The 16,356-nt window shown below is 69.2% G+C and carries 12 protein-coding genes; 6 read left to right on the top strand and 6 right to left on the bottom strand.

Going from position 1 to position 16,356, the window contains the following annotated elements:
- Window positions 1–2 precede the first annotated feature (2 nt).
- Genes ACFFJ7_RS09585 through ACFFJ7_RS09575 form a run of 3 tightly spaced genes read left to right on the top strand, consistent with a single transcriptional unit; the run spans window position 3 to window position 5,145 of the window.
- A complete protein-coding gene (locus ACFFJ7_RS09585; RefSeq protein WP_377591965.1) occupies window positions 3–2,684 on the top strand; it encodes an ATP-binding protein in 2,682 nt (893 codons plus the stop codon).
- The gene (locus ACFFJ7_RS09580; protein ID WP_166953218.1) at window positions 2,681–3,046 is read left to right on the top strand and encodes a response regulator transcription factor; all 366 of its coding nucleotides are present in this window, start codon (window positions 2,681–2,683) and stop codon (window positions 3,044–3,046) included. The genes ACFFJ7_RS09585 and ACFFJ7_RS09580 overlap by 4 nt, the downstream gene beginning before the upstream one ends.
- Window positions 3,043–5,145, top strand: a complete 2,103-nt coding sequence (locus ACFFJ7_RS09575; protein WP_377591963.1) for a 3'-5' exonuclease — start codon at window positions 3,043–3,045, stop codon at window positions 5,143–5,145. Before ACFFJ7_RS09580 ends, ACFFJ7_RS09575 begins: the two co-directional genes overlap by 4 nt.
- A gap of 26 nt (window positions 5,146–5,171) precedes the next feature.
- Here the strand turns inward: ACFFJ7_RS09575 and ACFFJ7_RS09570 are convergent, their stop codons facing one another.
- The 3 genes from ACFFJ7_RS09570 to ACFFJ7_RS09560 all read right to left on the bottom strand — a co-directional run bounded on the left by ACFFJ7_RS09570 (window position 5,172) and on the right by ACFFJ7_RS09560 (window position 8,978).
- Entirely contained in the window at window positions 5,172–6,680 is a 1,509-nt protein-coding gene (locus tag ACFFJ7_RS09570) for an L-aspartate oxidase (RefSeq protein WP_377591962.1), read from the bottom strand.
- 13 nt (window positions 6,681–6,693) lie between these two features.
- Window positions 6,694–7,746, bottom strand: a complete 1,053-nt coding sequence (gene nadA / locus ACFFJ7_RS09565) for a quinolinate synthase NadA (protein ID WP_377591961.1) — start codon at window positions 7,744–7,746, stop codon at window positions 6,694–6,696.
- 260 nt (window positions 7,747–8,006) lie between these two features.
- Window positions 8,007–8,978 carry an NUDIX hydrolase gene (locus ACFFJ7_RS09560; protein ID WP_377591960.1) on the bottom strand — a complete coding sequence of 324 codons (972 nt, stop codon included), beginning with the start codon at window positions 8,976–8,978 and terminating at the stop codon, window positions 8,007–8,009.
- Between the two features lie 108 nt (window positions 8,979–9,086).
- Here ACFFJ7_RS09560 and ACFFJ7_RS09555 point away from each other — a divergent pair, with 108 nt between their 5' ends.
- Entirely contained in the window at window positions 9,087–9,923 is an 837-nt protein-coding gene (locus ACFFJ7_RS09555) for an aldo/keto reductase (protein WP_377591959.1), read from the top strand.
- A 48-nt stretch (window positions 9,924–9,971) separates the two neighbouring features.
- On the top strand, window positions 9,972–10,808 hold the full coding sequence (nadC, locus tag ACFFJ7_RS09550; RefSeq protein WP_377591958.1) for a carboxylating nicotinate-nucleotide diphosphorylase: 837 nt from the start codon (window positions 9,972–9,974) through the stop codon (window positions 10,806–10,808).
- Between the two features lie 10 nt (window positions 10,809–10,818).
- Here the strand turns inward: nadC and ACFFJ7_RS09545 are convergent, their stop codons facing one another.
- From ACFFJ7_RS09545 to ACFFJ7_RS09535, 3 genes are all read right to left on the bottom strand, one after another.
- Entirely contained in the window at window positions 10,819–11,253 is a 435-nt protein-coding gene (locus tag ACFFJ7_RS09545; protein WP_166953207.1) for a YybH family protein, read from the bottom strand.
- Window positions 11,254–11,366: 113 nt separating this feature from the next.
- Window positions 11,367–14,471, bottom strand: a complete 3,105-nt coding sequence (locus ACFFJ7_RS09540; RefSeq protein ID WP_377591957.1) for a UvrD-helicase domain-containing protein — start codon at window positions 14,469–14,471, stop codon at window positions 11,367–11,369.
- Between the two features lie 202 nt (window positions 14,472–14,673).
- Window positions 14,674–14,796 carry a hypothetical protein gene (locus ACFFJ7_RS09535; RefSeq protein WP_377591956.1) on the bottom strand — a complete coding sequence of 41 codons (123 nt, stop codon included), beginning with the start codon at window positions 14,794–14,796 and terminating at the stop codon, window positions 14,674–14,676.
- Window positions 14,797–15,030: 234 nt separating this feature from the next.
- Here ACFFJ7_RS09535 and ACFFJ7_RS09530 point away from each other — a divergent pair, with 234 nt between their 5' ends.
- On the top strand, window positions 15,031–16,299 hold the full coding sequence (locus ACFFJ7_RS09530; protein ID WP_377591955.1) for a DUF763 domain-containing protein: 1,269 nt from the start codon (window positions 15,031–15,033) through the stop codon (window positions 16,297–16,299).
- Window positions 16,300–16,356: the final 57 nt, after the last annotated feature.

The following is a 16,356-nucleotide window of genomic DNA, read 5'->3' as shown; positions in this document are numbered from 1 at the left end:
CCATGTCCGCCCCGCTCGTCCTCGGCGTCTCCTTCGGCTATCTGCTGCTGCTGTTCGCGATCGCGGCGCTTGCCAACCGGCGCGCGGCGGAAGGGCGCTCCGTGATCGACAACCCGTTGGTCTATGCGCTGTCGCTCGGCGTCTATTGCTCGGCGTGGACCTATTTCGGCAGTGTCGGCGAGGCGGCGGCGGAGGGCATCTGGTTTCTGCCCATCTATCTCGGCCCCATGCTCGCGATGCTGCTCGCCGGCGTGGTCATCCTGCGCATGATCCGCATCGCGCGTACATACCGCATCACCTCCATCGCGGACTTCATCGCCAGTCGCTATGGCAAGAGCCCGCTTCTCGCCGCGCTGGTGACGCTGATCACCGTGGTGGGCATCGTGCCCTACATCGCGCTGCAGCTGAAGGCCGTGGCGACGGGCTACCAGATCATGACGGCGGCGCCCGCCGACAGCGGCGCGCTGGTGTGGTGGCGGGACAGCACGCTCTATGTCGCGATGGCGCTCGCCGCGTTCACCATCCTTTTCGGCGCCCGCCATCTGGACAGCGCCGAGCGTCACGAGGGGATGGTGGCGGCCATCGCCTTCGAATCCGTGGTGAAGCTCGGCGCCTTTCTCGCGGTGGGCGTCTTCGTCACCTGGGGGCTGTTCGACGGCCCGGCCGACATCTGGGCGCGTGCCGCCGCGCTGCCGGAGTTGCGGGCGCTCGCGCGGCTCGGCAGCGGCACCGGGGAGGGCGGCTTCGGCCATGCGCAATGGTTCGCGCTCGTCGTTCTCGCCATGCTGTCCGTGCTGCTGCTGCCGCGCCAGTTCCAGATGATGGTGGTGGAGTGCGTCGACGAGCGACATCTGAAGCGCGCCGCCTGGGTGTTTCCGGCCTATCTGTTCCTGATCAACGTATTCGTATTGCCCATCGCCATCGGCGGGCGGCTCATTTTCGGCATGGAGACGGTCGATCCCGAAACCTATGTCCTGACGCTGCCGCTGGCCGACGGCGCGCGGGTACTGGCGCTGTTCGTCTATGTCGGCGGGCTGTCGGCGGCGACGGGTATGCTGATCGTCGAGACGATCGCGGTTTCCACCATGGTCTGCAACGATCTCGTCATGCCGGCGCTGTTCCGCGGGCGCGGGTTCGGGGCCTATTCCGGCCGCGATCTCACAGGCCTGCTGCTCAACATCCGCCGGGCCGCGATTCTCGGCATCCTGCTGCTGGGCTATCTCTATTTTCGCATGGCCGGGGATGCCTATGCGCTCGTCAGCATCGGCCTCATCAGCTTCGCGGCGGTGGCGCAGTTCGGCCCGGCGCTGCTCATCGGCATTTACTGGAAGGGCGGCACGCGGCTCGGCGCGCTCGGCGGCCTCATCGGCGGCTTTTCGCTCTGGGCCTATACGCTGATGCTGCCCTCCGTCGCTCGCTCGGGCTGGATTTCGGCGGATTTCGTCACGCACGGGCCTTGGGGGATAGAGATGCTGGCGCCGGAGCGCCTCTTCGGCCTCGCCGGGCTCGACAATCTCACCCATGCGCTGTTCTGGAGCCTGCTGGCCAACGTCGGCCTCTATGTCCGCCTGTCGCTGTGGCGGGCGCCCGGCGCGCGGGAAACGAGCCAGGCGCTGCTGTTCGTCGATATCATGAAGCGTGGCGACGCCGGCGAGGCGCCGGTCTTCTGGCGCGGCCGGGCGCGGATCGCGGACCTTGAAGCGCTGGCCGTCCGCGTGCTGGGCGACGAGCGCGGCCGGCTGCTGTTCGCAGGCGGGCAGGCAGGTCAGTCCACAGGCCACGGCGCCGGCCCGTTGGCGGACGCGCAACTCGTTGACCGGGTGGAGCGGCAGCTTGCGGGTGCCGTGGGCTCGGCCTCGGCGCGGGTGATGGTGGCCTCCGTCGTCGAGGAGGAAGCGCTCGACCTCGATGACGTGATCGCCATTCTCGGCGAGGCGAGCGAATTGCGCGCAGCCAACGAAAAGCTGAAAAGCCTGGACCAGATGAAGGACGATTTCATCTCCTCCGTCACGCACGAACTGCGCACGCCGCTGACCTCCATCCGCGCGCTGAGCGAACTCATGCTGGACACGCCCGACATGGACGAGGCCCAGCGCGCCGAATTCCTGCGCATCGTGGTGGGTGAGAGCGAGCGCCTGAGCCGGCTGGTAAACCAGGTGCTCGACATGGCGAAGATCGAATCCGGCCAGGCCGAATGGCATAACAGCGATGTCGACCTCGGCGCGCTGATCGTCTCCACCACGGGCGGCATGTCGGCGCTGTTCGCCGAGCGCGGCACCGCGATCGCGCTCGATCTGCCGCCAGCTGTGCCGCCGGTGCGCGCCGACGCGGACCGGCTGACGCAGGTGCTGCTGAACCTGCTGTCGAACGCGGCGAAGTTCGTTCCGGAAGGGAGGGGACGGATCGAAGTATCGTTGAAGATCGCCGGCGACAGTCTGGAAGTGCGGGTGCGTGACAACGGTCCCGGCGTGCCTTCGGCGGACCGCGCCCATGTCTTCGATCGTTTCCGCCAGGGCGGTGACGCCCTCACGCGGCCACCGGGCACCGGGCTCGGGCTTCCCATCAGCCGACGGATCGTCAATCATCTGGGGGGAGAAATGTGGCTCGAATCGGAGCCGGGCGAAGGAGCGTGCTTCGGTTTCCGGCTGCCGCTTCCGCCCGCGCCGGAGGGGGAGAAGAAATGAGCGCCACGGTGCTGATCGCCGACGACGAGCCGAACATCGTCATATCGCTCGAATTCATGATGAAGCGCGAGGGGCATCGGGTGCTGGTGGCGCGCGACGGCGCCGAGGCGCTGGAGGCGATCCGCCGCGAGCGGCCGGCGCTGGTGCTGCTCGACGCCACCATGCCGGTGCATTCCGGCTTCGAGGTGTGCGAGGCCGTGCGCGCCGATCCCGCGATACGCGATATCCGCATCCTGATGCTGACCGCCAAGGGCCGCGAGACCGACATGGCGCGCGGGCTCGGGGCCGGTGCCGATGCCTATGTCACCAAGCCGTTCTCGACGCGCGAACTGCTGGAAAAGGTGCGGGAGATGCTGGCGTGAGGGGAGATCGCCGCCTTCTCCTGGCCCTGCTCGCGCCGGGCGTGCTGCTGGCGGCGTGGGAGGCGGTCGCGCTGCTTCTGCTCTTCACCGGCGCGGCGCCCGAGTCACGGACCGGCCTCGGCACCGCGCTCTCGACACAGGCGCCCGTGCTTGCCATCTGGTGGCTCGCGGCCGCGGCCGCTGCGGCCTTCGGCCTCTACCGCCTGCATGCCATCTTCGTGGCTGGCGCAGACCGGCTCGCGGACGCGACGCGCGTACTGGCCGGCGATCCGCAGGCGCCCGCCATTCCGCCTCAGGGCAACGCGACCCTGCGGGCTCTGGCCGAGGCTATCAACACCCTCGCCGACCGGCATCGCACGCTGCGCAGCGACATGGACGAGCGGATCGCGGACGCCAGCGAGGCCGTCGCCTATCAGCGCGACCAGCTCGCGGCGCTGATGGCGGAACTCGAACAGGGTGTGATCGTCTGCAACCTCGACGGCCGCATCCTGCTTTATAACCAACAAAGCAGCCGTCTCTTCGCGTCCTGCGGGGGCACCGTGGGCCTTGGACGGTCCATCGATGCGCTGCTCGACCCCGCGCTCATCGCCCATGCGCGCGAGATGCTCGAACAGCGGGGCGCCGGCGGGGCGCCGGCCCATTTCGTGACCGGGCTTCCCGACGGCCACCTGCTGCGGGTGGGCATGGCAGGCGTGCGCCCGGCGGGCGAAGGCGCCACCGCCGCGCTGACCGGCTTCGTGCTGCTGGTCGACGACATCACCGAGGAGCAGCGCGCGCACGCGAGCCGCGACGCCCGGCTGCTGACGCTCACCGAGGCGAGCCGCGCGTCGCTGGCGGCCATGCAGGCGGCGCTCGACCTGATGGACTATCCCGATCTCGCGGAGGACGAACGCGCGCGCTTCCAGGCGATCGTGCGCGACGAGGTGTCGGCGATGGGCCGGCGGCTTGAGGCGCTCGCCGCCGATACATCCGAGGACCTGAAGGGCCGCTGGCCGCTGCAGGACATGCTGGGCGCGGACCTCCTCGCCGCCGCCGCGCGGCGGATTGCCGCCACGTCGGGGGACGCGGCCGAAACCGACGCCGAGCCCGGGCTGTGGCTGCGGGTGGACAGCTTCGCCGTCATCAGCGCTCTTGCCTTTCTGGCCGGCCGGCACGGCGCGGCGGCGGGCAGGCCGGCGCTGCGGCTGCGGCGCGCGGAGGGGCGGGCGCATCTTGACCTGCTCTGGCGGGGGGAGAGCGCGGAGCCCGCGCCCGGCTGGCAGACGGAGCCGATGCAGGTCGGCGACGAGCGTCTGCCGCTGACGGTGCGCGACGTTGCCGAGCGGCATGGCGGCGAGGTGTGGTTCGGCCGGCAGCGCGAGGGCAGCGACCGCTTCGTGCGCTTCCTGCTGCCGTTGGCGTCGGGCGCGCCGCAGGCGCCCCTCGCGCCCTCCGACAGCCGCCCGGTCTATTACGATTTCGACCTGTTCAGGGCGAGCGCCGAAGGCAGCACGCTCGACGAGCGGCCGCTCACCGGGATCAGCTACACGGTCTTCGATACCGAAACCACCGGGCTCGATCCGGCGGGCGGCGACGAGATCATCCAGATCGGCGCGACGCGGATCGTCAATGGCCGCCTGCTCGCCGGGGAGTGCTTCGACCAGCTCGTCAACCCCGGCCGGCATATTCCGGAAGCCTCGATCCCGATCCACGGCATCCGCCCGGAGATGGTGCGCGGCAAGCCGCCGATCGCGGAGGTGCTGCCGCTGTTCCACGCCTTCGCCGCCGATACCGTGCTCGTAGGCCACAACGTTGCCTTCGACATGCGCTTCCTGCAAATCAAGGAGGCGGTCAGCGGCGTGCGCTTCGAGCAGCCGGTGCTGGATACGCTGCTGCTTGCCTCCATCGTGCATCCGCACGAGACGGAACACGGGCTGGAAGCGACGGCCGCGCGGCTTGGCATCAACCTCGCCGCCCGCCACACGGCCGTCGGTGACGCGCTGACGACCGCCGCCATCTTCCTGAAGCTGCTGCCGCTGCTGGCCCAAAAGGGCGTCACCACGCTGGGCGAGGCGCGGGCAGCCTCGGCCCGGTCCTTCTACGCGCGCCTCAGGTATTGAGGCGGTCGCCGCGCCACGTCTGTCTGTCAGGCTACTTGCCGCGACTGAGGCGCGCCGCACAATTCCGCGGCGAAACGCAGGGTGGCGTCGAGCGTTGTCTCGCTGTGCAGCCCGATGGCATCGGCCGCGGGACAGTCGGCGCGGAAATGCCCGCCGCGGCTTTCCCGGCGCGCGAAGGCACCGGCCGCGACCATCAGCGCCACGAGGGCGCGGTCGTCCGCCGCGACATCGTGAAGCCGGCGGATGACATGGCTGAGCCCGGCGGCATCGCGCGCCACGCCCACCCCGGCGTCCATCAGCGCGCGGATATCGGCAGGCGCGGGCATCGTGCCGCGCGGCGCCGTGCGCGTCTCCGGCGCGCCGGGCAGGGCAAGGTTGCCGCGTATGTCGTCCGCGATCCAGCCCGCGAAGACGAGCGCTTCGAGCAGCGAGTTGCTGGCGAGCCGGTTGGCGCCATGCAGGCCGGTAGATGCCACCTCGCCGCAGGCCCAGAGTCCGGCGACGGTGCTGCGGCCCGCCGCGTCCACCCGGATGCCGCCCATATGGTAATGTGCGGCCGGGCGCACCGGGATAGGCTGGCGCGCGGGATCGAGCCCATGGGCGCGGCAGAGCGCCACGACGCCGGGGAAGCAGCCTTCGAGGCCCTTCAGGCGGGCATCGAGAAACACCTGCCGCCCCGCCGCGATCTCGCTGAAGATGGCGCGCGCCACCACGTCGCGCGCAGCGAGTTCCCGGCCCGGCACGTCTTCCATGAAGCGTTTGCCGCGCTCGTCCAGCAGGATCGCGCCTTCGCCCCTTAAAGCCTCGGTCGCGAGCGGCATCGGATCGGCGCCAACGGCGATTGCCGTGGGATGGAACTGCACGAACTCCATGTCGCGCATTACCGCGCCGGCGCGGGCGGCGAGCGCCAGCCCCGAGCCGACCGCGCCCGGCGGGTTCGTGGTCGAGCCGTAGAGCGCGCCAAGCCCGCCGGTGGCAAGCACCACGGCGCGGGCGGAAAGGGCGACTTCGCCCGAAGGCGCACGTGCCCTGAGCCCGGCAATGCGGCCGTGCGCATCGCGCAGCAGGGCGACGGCGCGCAGATCGTCGGCGATCATGATGTGGGGTGCGCCGCGGGCCGCGCGGATCAGCGTTTCCAGCACGGCAAGGCCGGTCCTGTCCCCACGCGCGTGGACGATGCGGCGGCGGCCGTGGGCGGCTTCGAGGCCGAGCGCCAGCCTGCCTTCCGCATCGCGATCGAACGGAGTTTCGAGCCCGGCGAGCCACGCGACGACCTCGTCGGCCGCTTCCGCGACGCGCCGGGCGACGGCGGCATCGCCGAGGCCCGCGCCGGCCGCGAGCGTGTCGGCGGCATGCAATTCGGGCGCGTCGTCGTCTCCGAGGGCAGCGGCGATGCCACCCTGCGCCAGCGCCGTCGCGGCTCCATGGCCGACGGGGCTGCCGGCGATCAGGGTGACCGGCAGGGGCGCGAGACGTAGCGCCGTGGCAAGCCCGGCGACACCCGCGCCGACCACGAGAATGCAATCCTGCAACATGACATCGGCCCCTTCAACGGACGGCGAGCATGCGCTCGACGGCGGCACGGGCGCGCCCGGCCACCCGCGCGTCGATCTCGACGGCGACGCTCATGGTCTCCAGCGCGCGGCGGATTTTCGGCAACGTGATGCGCCGCATGTGGGGGCACAGGTTGCAGGGCCGCACGAACTCCACTTCCGGGTTATGGACCGAAACGTTGTCGGCCATGGAGCACTCGGTGATCAACACCACGCGGCCCGGCTTGTGGTCGCCGACATAGTCCGCCATCGCGGCCGTGGAGCCGGCGAAATCGGCTTCCGCCACCACTTCCGGCGGGCATTCCGGATGGGCGAGCACCACGATGCCCGGATAGCTCTCGCGCAGGTCGCGGATGTCCTGCGGGGTGAAGCGCTCGTGCACCTCACAATGGCCTTTCCAGGCGATCAGCTCGATCTCCGGAACCTCTTTCTGCACGTTCTGCGCCAGATATTCGTCCGGCAGCATCAGGATGCGGTTGACGCCCCACTCACGCGCGACGTGGCGCACCACCTTCACGGCATTGCCCGACGTGCAGCAATAGTCGCTCTCGGCCTTCACCTCGGCGGAAGTGTTGACGTAGGTGACGACCGGCACGCCGGGATAGCGCTGACGCAGCAGGCGGATGTCCGCGCCGGTGATGGAATCGGCGAGAGAGCAGCCGGCACCGTCGTCCGGAATCAGCACGGTCTTCGACGGATTGAGCAGCTTCGCCGTTTCGGCCATGAAATGCACGCCGGCCAGCACGATGACGTCGGCATCCACATTCACGGCCTCGCGGGCGAGCGCGAGGCTGTCGCCGACGATGTCCGCCACCGTGTTGAAGATCTCGGGCGCCTGATAGTTGTGGCCGAGCACGACGGCGTTGCGCTCTTTCTTCAGGCGCTCGATGGCCTCGACCTCGCGCGCGACCGCCGGCCACTCGCCCGGCAACAGGTGTTTCGACACGCGCGCATAGAGTTGCGGCAGCGGAAAGCCTTCCTCCGGGCGCGCGGCGGCAAGGGAGGCGGGGGCTGTTTCCTCACGGGGTGCGAAGTTGGCGTGGAGCATCGCATCTTCCTTGTGCTCATAATGAGCATAATAGGGGTGCAGAACATACGATCGTTTCACGGAAACGCCGGCATGCTCTAATTCTTTGATTTTGAGCGAATTCTTAGCGATCCAATGATCCCATTCGATCGGAACGCGCCCTTGAAACGCCGGGCAGAATTGCCCGACAGACCGTTATGCTAAAATTGAGCATAAGGCTTTGTCAACTGAATGTCATGAAAATCGCGGAAAATATATTTTTAAGCAATACGAGGATCGCCTCAGCGCCGGCCGCCGGCGACGGGCAGGCGCACGCCCGGCGCGGGGCGCTCCAGCAGCACCTCGCGGCGGAAGCGCACGAGGCGGGCGGGGCGTCCGCCGGTCTCGCCTGTGGCCTCGCCTGTTTCCTCCACGAGACGCTGCTGCTCCACCAGCCGGCGGAAATTCTGCTTGTGCAGCCGCACCCCGCCGAGTGCCTCGACCGTGCGCTGGAGCTGAAGCAGCGTGAAGCTCGGCGGCATCAGCTCGAACACAACGGGCCGATACTTGATCTTGCCGCGCAGGCGGGCGATGGCCAGCGCCAGCATGCGGCGGTGATCGACGGCCATCTCGACGCTGCCAGCGAGCGGGGCGGGGCGGCCGGCGTTCTGCTCGCGCAGCGCTTCGCCCACCAGCCCGGCCTCGTAGAGCAGTTCGTAGCGTTCGAGCGCGCGTTCCTCGTCCCACACGCCGCGCTCCCCGAAGCCGAATGCGAGCGAGAGCCGCTCGCCGCGGGTGGCCCGCACATCCGCGGCCGCCCAGTCACGCAGGACCGGCTCCAGCGCGTCCAGCACCGGCGGACGGCCGTCGCGCCAATCCTCCCAAGGGAAGTAGCGATACCAGCTCTGCCAGGCCGCATCGGCGTCGCCCGCCGGCCGTGCCTCGCGCACCAGAGCGAGGTAGGCGACGGACAGCGCGCGCGTCGCGTTCGCGCCGTCCGTCTCGCTACGGTCGCGGTCGCCGAAGGTGTAGAGCTGCTCGACATAGCCGAGCTTCTGAAGCGTCTGGCGCTCCACCCAGTTCCTCAGGCCGGTTTCCAGCGTGCGATGGCCGCGTTCCAGCGGGCCGGAGGGCAGCGCCTCCCGGCCGCCGCAGTGGCGGACGACCAGCACCTTGGGATCGTCGCCGGTTACCGCCACGATGACGGCACTCAGGCCGATGACGAGATCGGTCTGCTGGCGGACCTCCGGCCGGGAAGGGGTCTGGGTCGACATGCTCTTGCGCGAAACGGGTGGTTCGGAAACGATGCAGCCATCAATAGCACGCTTGCGCGCGCCGCGCGGCAATGGCATTCGCATTGTAACGGCATCGGGAGGTGAATAATGGGCAATCAGGTGGTTCTTCCCGGCGGCGAGGCGGTTCCGGCGCTCGGCATCGGCACGTGGATGATGGGCGAACGGCCCGGCGCATCGCGGGAGGAAGCCGAATCGGTGCGGCTCGGCGTCGAACTTGGCATGACGCTGGTCGACACCGCCGAGATGTACGGCGACGGCGCCTGCGAGACCTTTCTGGGTGAAGCGCTGCAGGGGCTGCGCGACGGCGTGTTCCTCGTCAGCAAGGTCTATCCTCACAACGCCAGCCGCGCGGGCGTGATCGCCGCCTGCGAGCGCAGCCTCAAGCGGCTGCGGACCGACCGACTGGACCTCTATCTGCTGCACTGGCGCGGCGGCGTGCCGCTGGAAGAGACCGTGGCCGGGTTCGAGGCGCTGATCGCGGCGGGCAAGATCCGCCGCTGGGGCGTGAGCAACTTCGATACCGACGACATGGAGGAACTGTGGAACACGCCCGGCGGCCATGCCTGCGCGGTCAATCAGGTGCTCTACAATCTCACGCGGCGCGGGCCGGAGTGGGACCTGCTGCCGTGGCTGGCGGATCACGATGTAACGCTGATGGCCTACAGCCCCATCGAGCAGGGCGGCCTGCCGAAGGGCGGCGCACTGGCGGAGATCGCCGCGAAACATGGGGCGACGCCGTATCAGGTGGCGCTGGCGTGGGTGCTGCGCCGCCCGCAGACCATCGCCATCCCGAAGGCCGCGCGCCCGGTCCATATGCGGGAGAACCATGGCGCGGCTGCCTTGCGGCTCGACGGCGAGGACTTCGCGCGCCTCGACCGCGCTTTCGCGCCGCCATCGCGCAAGCGCCCGCTTGAGATGCTCTGATGCGGGGCCAATGACGATTCTGGAAGCCGGCGGCGTAAAGGGACGGCCATGTACGACAAATTCAGCGTTCTGCGTCTTATCGACCAGTGGCTCGCCGAGGATATCGGCCATGTCGATCTGACGGCGCAGCTCATGATCGCGCCGGAGGCGACCGCGACGTTCTACATGAAGGCGCGCGAGCCCATGACGGTCGCCGGCGTCGAGGTCGCCGCCATGGTGTTCACGCGCTACGACCCGTCCTGCAGAGTGGCGCTGCAGGTCGCGGAGGGTGATGCGGTCGGGAAGGGGGCGGCGCTTGCGGTCGTCTCCGGTCCGGCGCAGTCGCTGCTGACGGCCGAGCGCACGGCGCTCAACATCGTGCAGCGCCTTTCAGGCATCGCGACGGAGACGGCGCGGTATGTCGGCGCCATCGCACACACGCCCGCCCGGCTGCTCGACACCCGCAAGACGACGCCCGGCCTGCGGATGCTGGAAAAACACGCCGCCGGTTGCGGAGGCGCCCTGAACCACCGCCTCGGGCTCGACAGCGGTATCATGCTGAAGGACAACCACATCGCCGTCTGCGGCAGCATTGCCGACGCCGTCCGCATCGCGCGGCAGCGGGCGCCGGTCCTGACGCGGATCGAGGTGGAGTGCGACCGTCTCGATCAGGTCGCGGAAGCACTGGCGGCGGGGGCGGATGTCATCATGCTTGACAACATGAGCATCGCGGACATGGCAGAAGCCGTCCGTCATGTCGCGGGCCGCGCGAAGCTCGAAGCCTCGGGCGGCATCCGTCTCGATACGATTGCCGCCGTGGCGGAAACGGGCGTCGACTTCATCTCCACCAGCCGCCCATTCCAGTCCGCGCCCGCCGTCGACATCGGGCTGGACGACGCGGCCTGACCGGGCCTCGTCAATCCTCGGTATAGGCCATATAGCGGATGATGCGCCATTGGCCGTCGTCCTCCCGGCGGAAGACATCGAGGCCCGGCTCGATGCTGATGGCGTCGCCCGGCGTCACCTTCAGCGTCCACGTCAGCCGCACGACCGCGAGGGCGCCTTCGACGATGATCTCCTTGATGTCCGCCGCGTAGTGCAGTTTCCGGCTGCTGTCGTCGAGCGCGCGCGAGATGATGGCGCAGCGCGCCTCATAGCCGGCTTCGCCCTGTCCGCGAAAATCGGAAATGAGCGATTTCGAGAACAGGTCGCAGGCCTCGGCTTTGCGGCCGGCGTTGAAATCGGCGGTCCATTGTTCGAGCCGTTGCCTGATTTCCGCCGTCGCGTCCGCCCGGGCGGAGGCGCAGGTGAGGATCGCGGCAAGAGCGACGGCAAGCCGACGGAAAAACATGCCAAGCCTCCGGATAAGCTGTCATCTGCGCAAGCATGACCGGCATCGGCCCGTTTTGCAACGGAAACAGATACGCTGAAGCCATGGCAACACCCGTGACGGGCGAGGCGGTGTCAGAACAGGCTGAGCTGTTTCGCCTGCCGCCTCTTGCGGCCGTGAGTGCCGGTGCTAGTCGTCAACGCGGTGTCGATCGCGCCGAGGAAGGGCGAGGGCGCCCGCAGGCGCGTCTCGCCCCGCCAGAAGCGTTCCGCGGCGCGCGTGAGGAAAAGCCTGTCCCGGGCGCGCGTCATGGCGACGTAGAACAGGCGCCGTTCCTCGGCTTCCGTCACCTCGTCATCCTCCGGCCCCCACGAGAACGGTACAAGGCCCGCTTCCATGCCGATCACGAAGACAACGGCGAACTCCAGCCCCTTCGCCGCATGCATGGTGAGCAGGGAGACGCGGTCGGCCCGCGCGTCACGGAAATCGGCCTCCGTCGACAGGGCGATTTCTTCAGCAAGCCGGCCGGCATCGCCGGCGACGGCATCCGAGGCGGCGAGAGCGGCGAGCCAACCCCTGGCTTCGGCGAGCGCCGGCGCGTCGGCCTTTCCCTGCTTGCGCGCCGTCTCGGCCGCCGCCGCGATGCGTGCCGACAGGTCCGGACCTGCAGCCACGTCTTCCAGTGCTTCAAGGATTGCCACCACGCCCGGATGGTCCTGGATGGGGGCGGGAGAGCTTTTCCGGAAGGGAATGCCGGCACGGTCGAAAGCGGCCCGCAGTGCCGCCGCCTGCGCATCGGTGCGATAGAGCACGGCGCAGTCCGCGAAGCCCAGCGGCCTGTCGGCGGCGCCCGCGCGCGCGCCGCGGTTGGCGGCGAGCATGTCGTGCCCGCCGAGCAAATCCTCGATGGTGGCGGCGACGAACTCCGCCTCCGCCGCCTCGGTAGCGGCGACGTGGAGCGCGATCGGCTCCTGCATGGGCCGGACGATGCCCGCCACCGGCGCACCGATGAACCGGGCGGCAGCGGTCGCGATGGTGCCGGTCGAGCGGTAGTTGTTCGCGAGCCGCAGGGTGCGGGCGGATGGAAAATCTTGCCCGAAACGGGCGAAACAGGCGGCATCGGCACCGCGAAAGCCGTAGATCGCCTGATCGGGATCGCCGATGACGCAAAGATCGCCCCCGTCTTCCCCGATCAGCCGCAGCAGGCGGTATTGCTGCTCGTCGATATCCTGGAACTCGTCGGCCAAGACATGGGAAAAACGCTCCCGCCAGAGGGCGGCGATGTCCGGGTGGGTTTCGAGCAGATCGGCCGCCTGCACCACGAGATCGTCGAAATCGAGCCGGTTCTGCTCGCGGGCTATCCGCCGAAGGGCGGCGCGCGCATTTTCTTCCTCGTCCGTGCCCGTTGCTGCCGTCCGCTTCAGCAGCGAAACCGCCTTGAGGAACCGGCCGGCCCGGCTCTCGCTGACGCCGAGCGCCTGCGCCAGCGCGGCCTTCCTCTCCGCCTCGGCGGCGATGCCGAAGTCCGGCGCGAGGCCTGCCCGGGCAGCGTGAGCACGCAGGATCGCGAGCCCCAGCGAATGGAAGCTGTGCACGGCCACCTGCCGCGCTTCCTGCCCGAGCAGGGCCGCAAGTCGCGCGCGCAACTCCTCCGTCGCCTTGCGGGTGAAGGTGACGGCGAGGCAGGCAGTGGCCGGCACGCCGCACTCGCGCACGAGATGAGCGATCCTGTGGGTCAGCATCCGCGTCTTGCCCGAGCCCGGGCCGGCGATCACCATCAGCGGCACGCCCGTCGCCTCCGCCGCGCACGCCTGATCGGCGTCGAGGCCGGCCAGCAGGCCCGCGCGGCCGGACGGCGTGGGTGAGGCGGGCTCCGCCACAGGCGCGGGCGCCTTGGCGGGCGCGGCGGCCTTCGCCCGCCGTTTCGGCTGTCCGGCGCGGCGGGCGAGCGGCGTGTCGAACAGCAATTCGCCTCTGGACAGGCGGTCAAGCTCACCTTCCTCGAACAGCCGGATGACGCCGTATTCGCCGTCGTAGCCCGCCTGCCGGATCACCGCGCCGCGCCGGAGCCGGGCGATGGCCTCGCCCATCAGCGGATGGACCCTGGCGATATCCTCGACCGGCGTTTCGCCGAGCACGGACAGTTCCGGGCCGAGCGCGGCGGTGGCGCGGTCCCAGGCGCCCGCCACGGTCTTGGAGGCGACGCCGCTCCCCGCGATCTCGGACAGGATCTCCGGCAGCGGGACGAGGCTCGACACCTCGCCAGCCGTCTCGGGCGGCACTGCCTCCGCCTCGCTGCGGTCGGCCAGCATCTCGATACGGTGGGCCACGCCGACGGTGACCGGACGGCCGCAGACGGGGCAGATGCCGCCGAGCGCCAGCGTTTCCTTCGGATTGAGCCGGACCTCGCAAGCCCGGTGGCCGTCCATGTGGTACTTGCCTTCCTCGGGGAAGAATTCGACCGTGCCACCGTAGCCCTCGCCGGTTTCCAGCGCGCGGCGGATGGCGAAGTAGTCGGCCTCGCAGGAGAAGCGCGTCGCCTCGCGGCCGAGCTTACCGGGAGAGTGCGCGTCCGAATTGGAGACGAGGCGGTAACGGTCGAGGAAGGAGATGCGCCAGTTCATCGCCGGGTCGGACGACAGGCCGGTCTCCACCGCGAAAATGTGACCGGCGAGGTCGCCATAACATTCTTCGATGGAATCGAAGCCGGACTGCGAGCCGAGCGCGGCGAACCACGGCGTCCAGATATGGGCCGGGACGAAATAGGAATCCGGGCCCGATTCCAGCGCGATCTCCAGCAGGTTGCGCGAATCGAGCCCGAGGATCGGCCGCCCGTCCGACGCGATGTTGCCGATACGCGCGAGGCTCGCCGCCAGCCGGTCGGCTGCATCCAGATCCGCGGCATAGATCAGGTGATGGACCTTGCGGGTCTTGTCGCCCTTCTTGTAGATCGTCGAGATTTCGGTGGACAGCATGAAGGACACCGGCTGCCGGCAGGCGGGCGGCAGGGTCTCCCACACCGCCTTCTCGATCTCCGGCCGCAGGCGGAAAAGGCCGCCGTCGACCGGCACCAGCTTGTCCCGGATTTCGGCTAGCCATGCCGGATGCACGCAATCGCCGGTGCCGACCACGGCGATGCCCTTGCGTGCCGCCCACCAGGCCAGATGTTCGAGGTCGAGATCCCGGCTCGTGGCGCGGGAGTACTTCGAGTGGACGTGCAGATCGGCGTAAAAGCTCATGACTCAACGTTATTCCGCTCGCGCGGCCGAAAGGCAAACGAATCGTCTCGGCCGCAATCGGATCAGACTATTCGATCCCGCGCGGGTTCGTCGAGGGCGCGGAACGTGGCAGGGGCGCTGCGGCGGCCGACGCCGCCATGCGCTGGAAACGCTGGCTAGAGGCTGGCCATCACGATCGCGACACCGGCGATCTGCGGCGCCGTCAATGTCTGGCGCAGGACCATACATCCGAGCAGCACAGCCGTGTCACGTCCCGGAACCAGAGGATATAGGTCAGCGCCGCGCCGATCAGCGCCAGCCACGCCAGGCCGGCGACATTCGCCACCGTCGCTGCGCGCGTTTCTGGATTTTCTCGTCGAGGAACTGCAGGCGATGCCGGGCCGCTGAGAACAACAGGCAGTGGCGGCTGGCAGCGCCGGGTGCTACGATATCGGGCTGGAGAGCGTGCGCATTTTTCAGCACGATCCGATGTGCTGACAAGCGGCCAGAGCTGCGGCGGGACTGAGTGTTCCGTCTGCAACTCCGGCATGCGTTCCTGTTTCATAGCCGAGGATATTCGATGGCCCGTCGCGCCGGCAGCGCCGACCTGCCCCTGCACAATGGCCGCGTGCCGGCATGGCTCGGCCAGAGAATGACGAAGCTAGGCGCCGTGATCGCGGAGGCGATCGTGCACCATTACGGCCGCGACGAGTTTCTGCGGCGGCTGGCGCATCCCTTCTGGTTCCAGTCCTTCGGCGCCGTGATGGGCATGGACTGGCATTCGTCCGGCATCACCACCAGCGTCATCGGCGCGCTGAAGCGCGGCCTGCCGCCGCTTTCCGCCGAACTCGGCCTCCACGTCTGCGGCGGGCGCGGCAGCCATTCCCGCAAGACGCCAGAGGAACTCGCGGCGATCGGCGAGCGCGTCGGCCTCAATGGGGCGGCGCTGGCCAGGGCAAGCCGCCTAGTCGCCAAGGTCGACAGCGCGGCCGTGCAGGACGGTTTCGACCTCTACCTGCACGGCTTCATTGTCGCCGATGACGGCAAGTGGGTGGTCATCCAGCAGGGGATGAACGGCGACACGCGCTACGCGCGCCGTTACCACTGGCTTTCCGAGGACCTGCGGAGCTTCGTCGAGGCGCCGCATGCGGCCATCGAGGGCCGCAACCAGGGCAATATCGTCAACCTGACGGACGCGCGCGCCGCCGCCTCCCGCCAGGGACAGCTCGACCTGCTGCGCGATCTCGGGCCTGACCGAATCGCCGGCGAGGTGGCGGCCCTGAGGGGAACGCCGGCCAGGGCAGCGCCGCCCGATGCCCCCTTCCTGCCGCATCTCGTCATGCCGGCGCATCACGATGTGCGACCGAAGGACGTGATGATCCGCCGTCTGCATGGCGCGCTCGCCGCCGCCGCAGACAGCGCCCCGGCGGATTTTGCCGAGCTTCTGCTCGTGCCGGGCGTCGGCGCCCGCACGGTCGAGTCGCTCGCCATGGTGGCGGAGGTGGTGCACGGCGCGCCTTGCCGTTTCGCCGATCCGGCGCGCTTCTCGCTCTCGCACGGCGGCAAGGACCGCCATCCCTATCCCGTGGCAACGAAGGTCTACGACCAGACCATCGCTGTGCTGAAGGCCGCAGTCGACAGGGCGAAGCTGGGCAACGACGAAAAGCTCGACGCCATCCGCCGCCTCGACGAGCAGACGCGGCGGCTGGAGCGGACGGCCGGCGGCCCCACGCTGCCACAGTTCATCGAGGGCGAGCGGCAGCGCTCGCATGCTTACGGCGGCCGCAGCGTCTTCGGCTGGGAGCAACCGCCGGCGGACGGGAAGAACGCGGAGCGGAAGCAGCGATGACCCGCCGGCGTCGTCGGCGTATGCGCCATGAAAACGGCACCCGACCGGTGATCGGGT

The organism is Pseudochelatococcus lubricantis, assembly GCF_042432495.1.
In the GTDB taxonomy this organism is placed as follows: Bacteria; Pseudomonadota; Alphaproteobacteria; order Rhizobiales; family Beijerinckiaceae; genus Pseudochelatococcus; species Pseudochelatococcus lubricantis.
The sequence above is the reverse complement of the archived record's forward strand: the minus strand, read 5'-3'. Positions and strand labels throughout refer to the sequence as shown.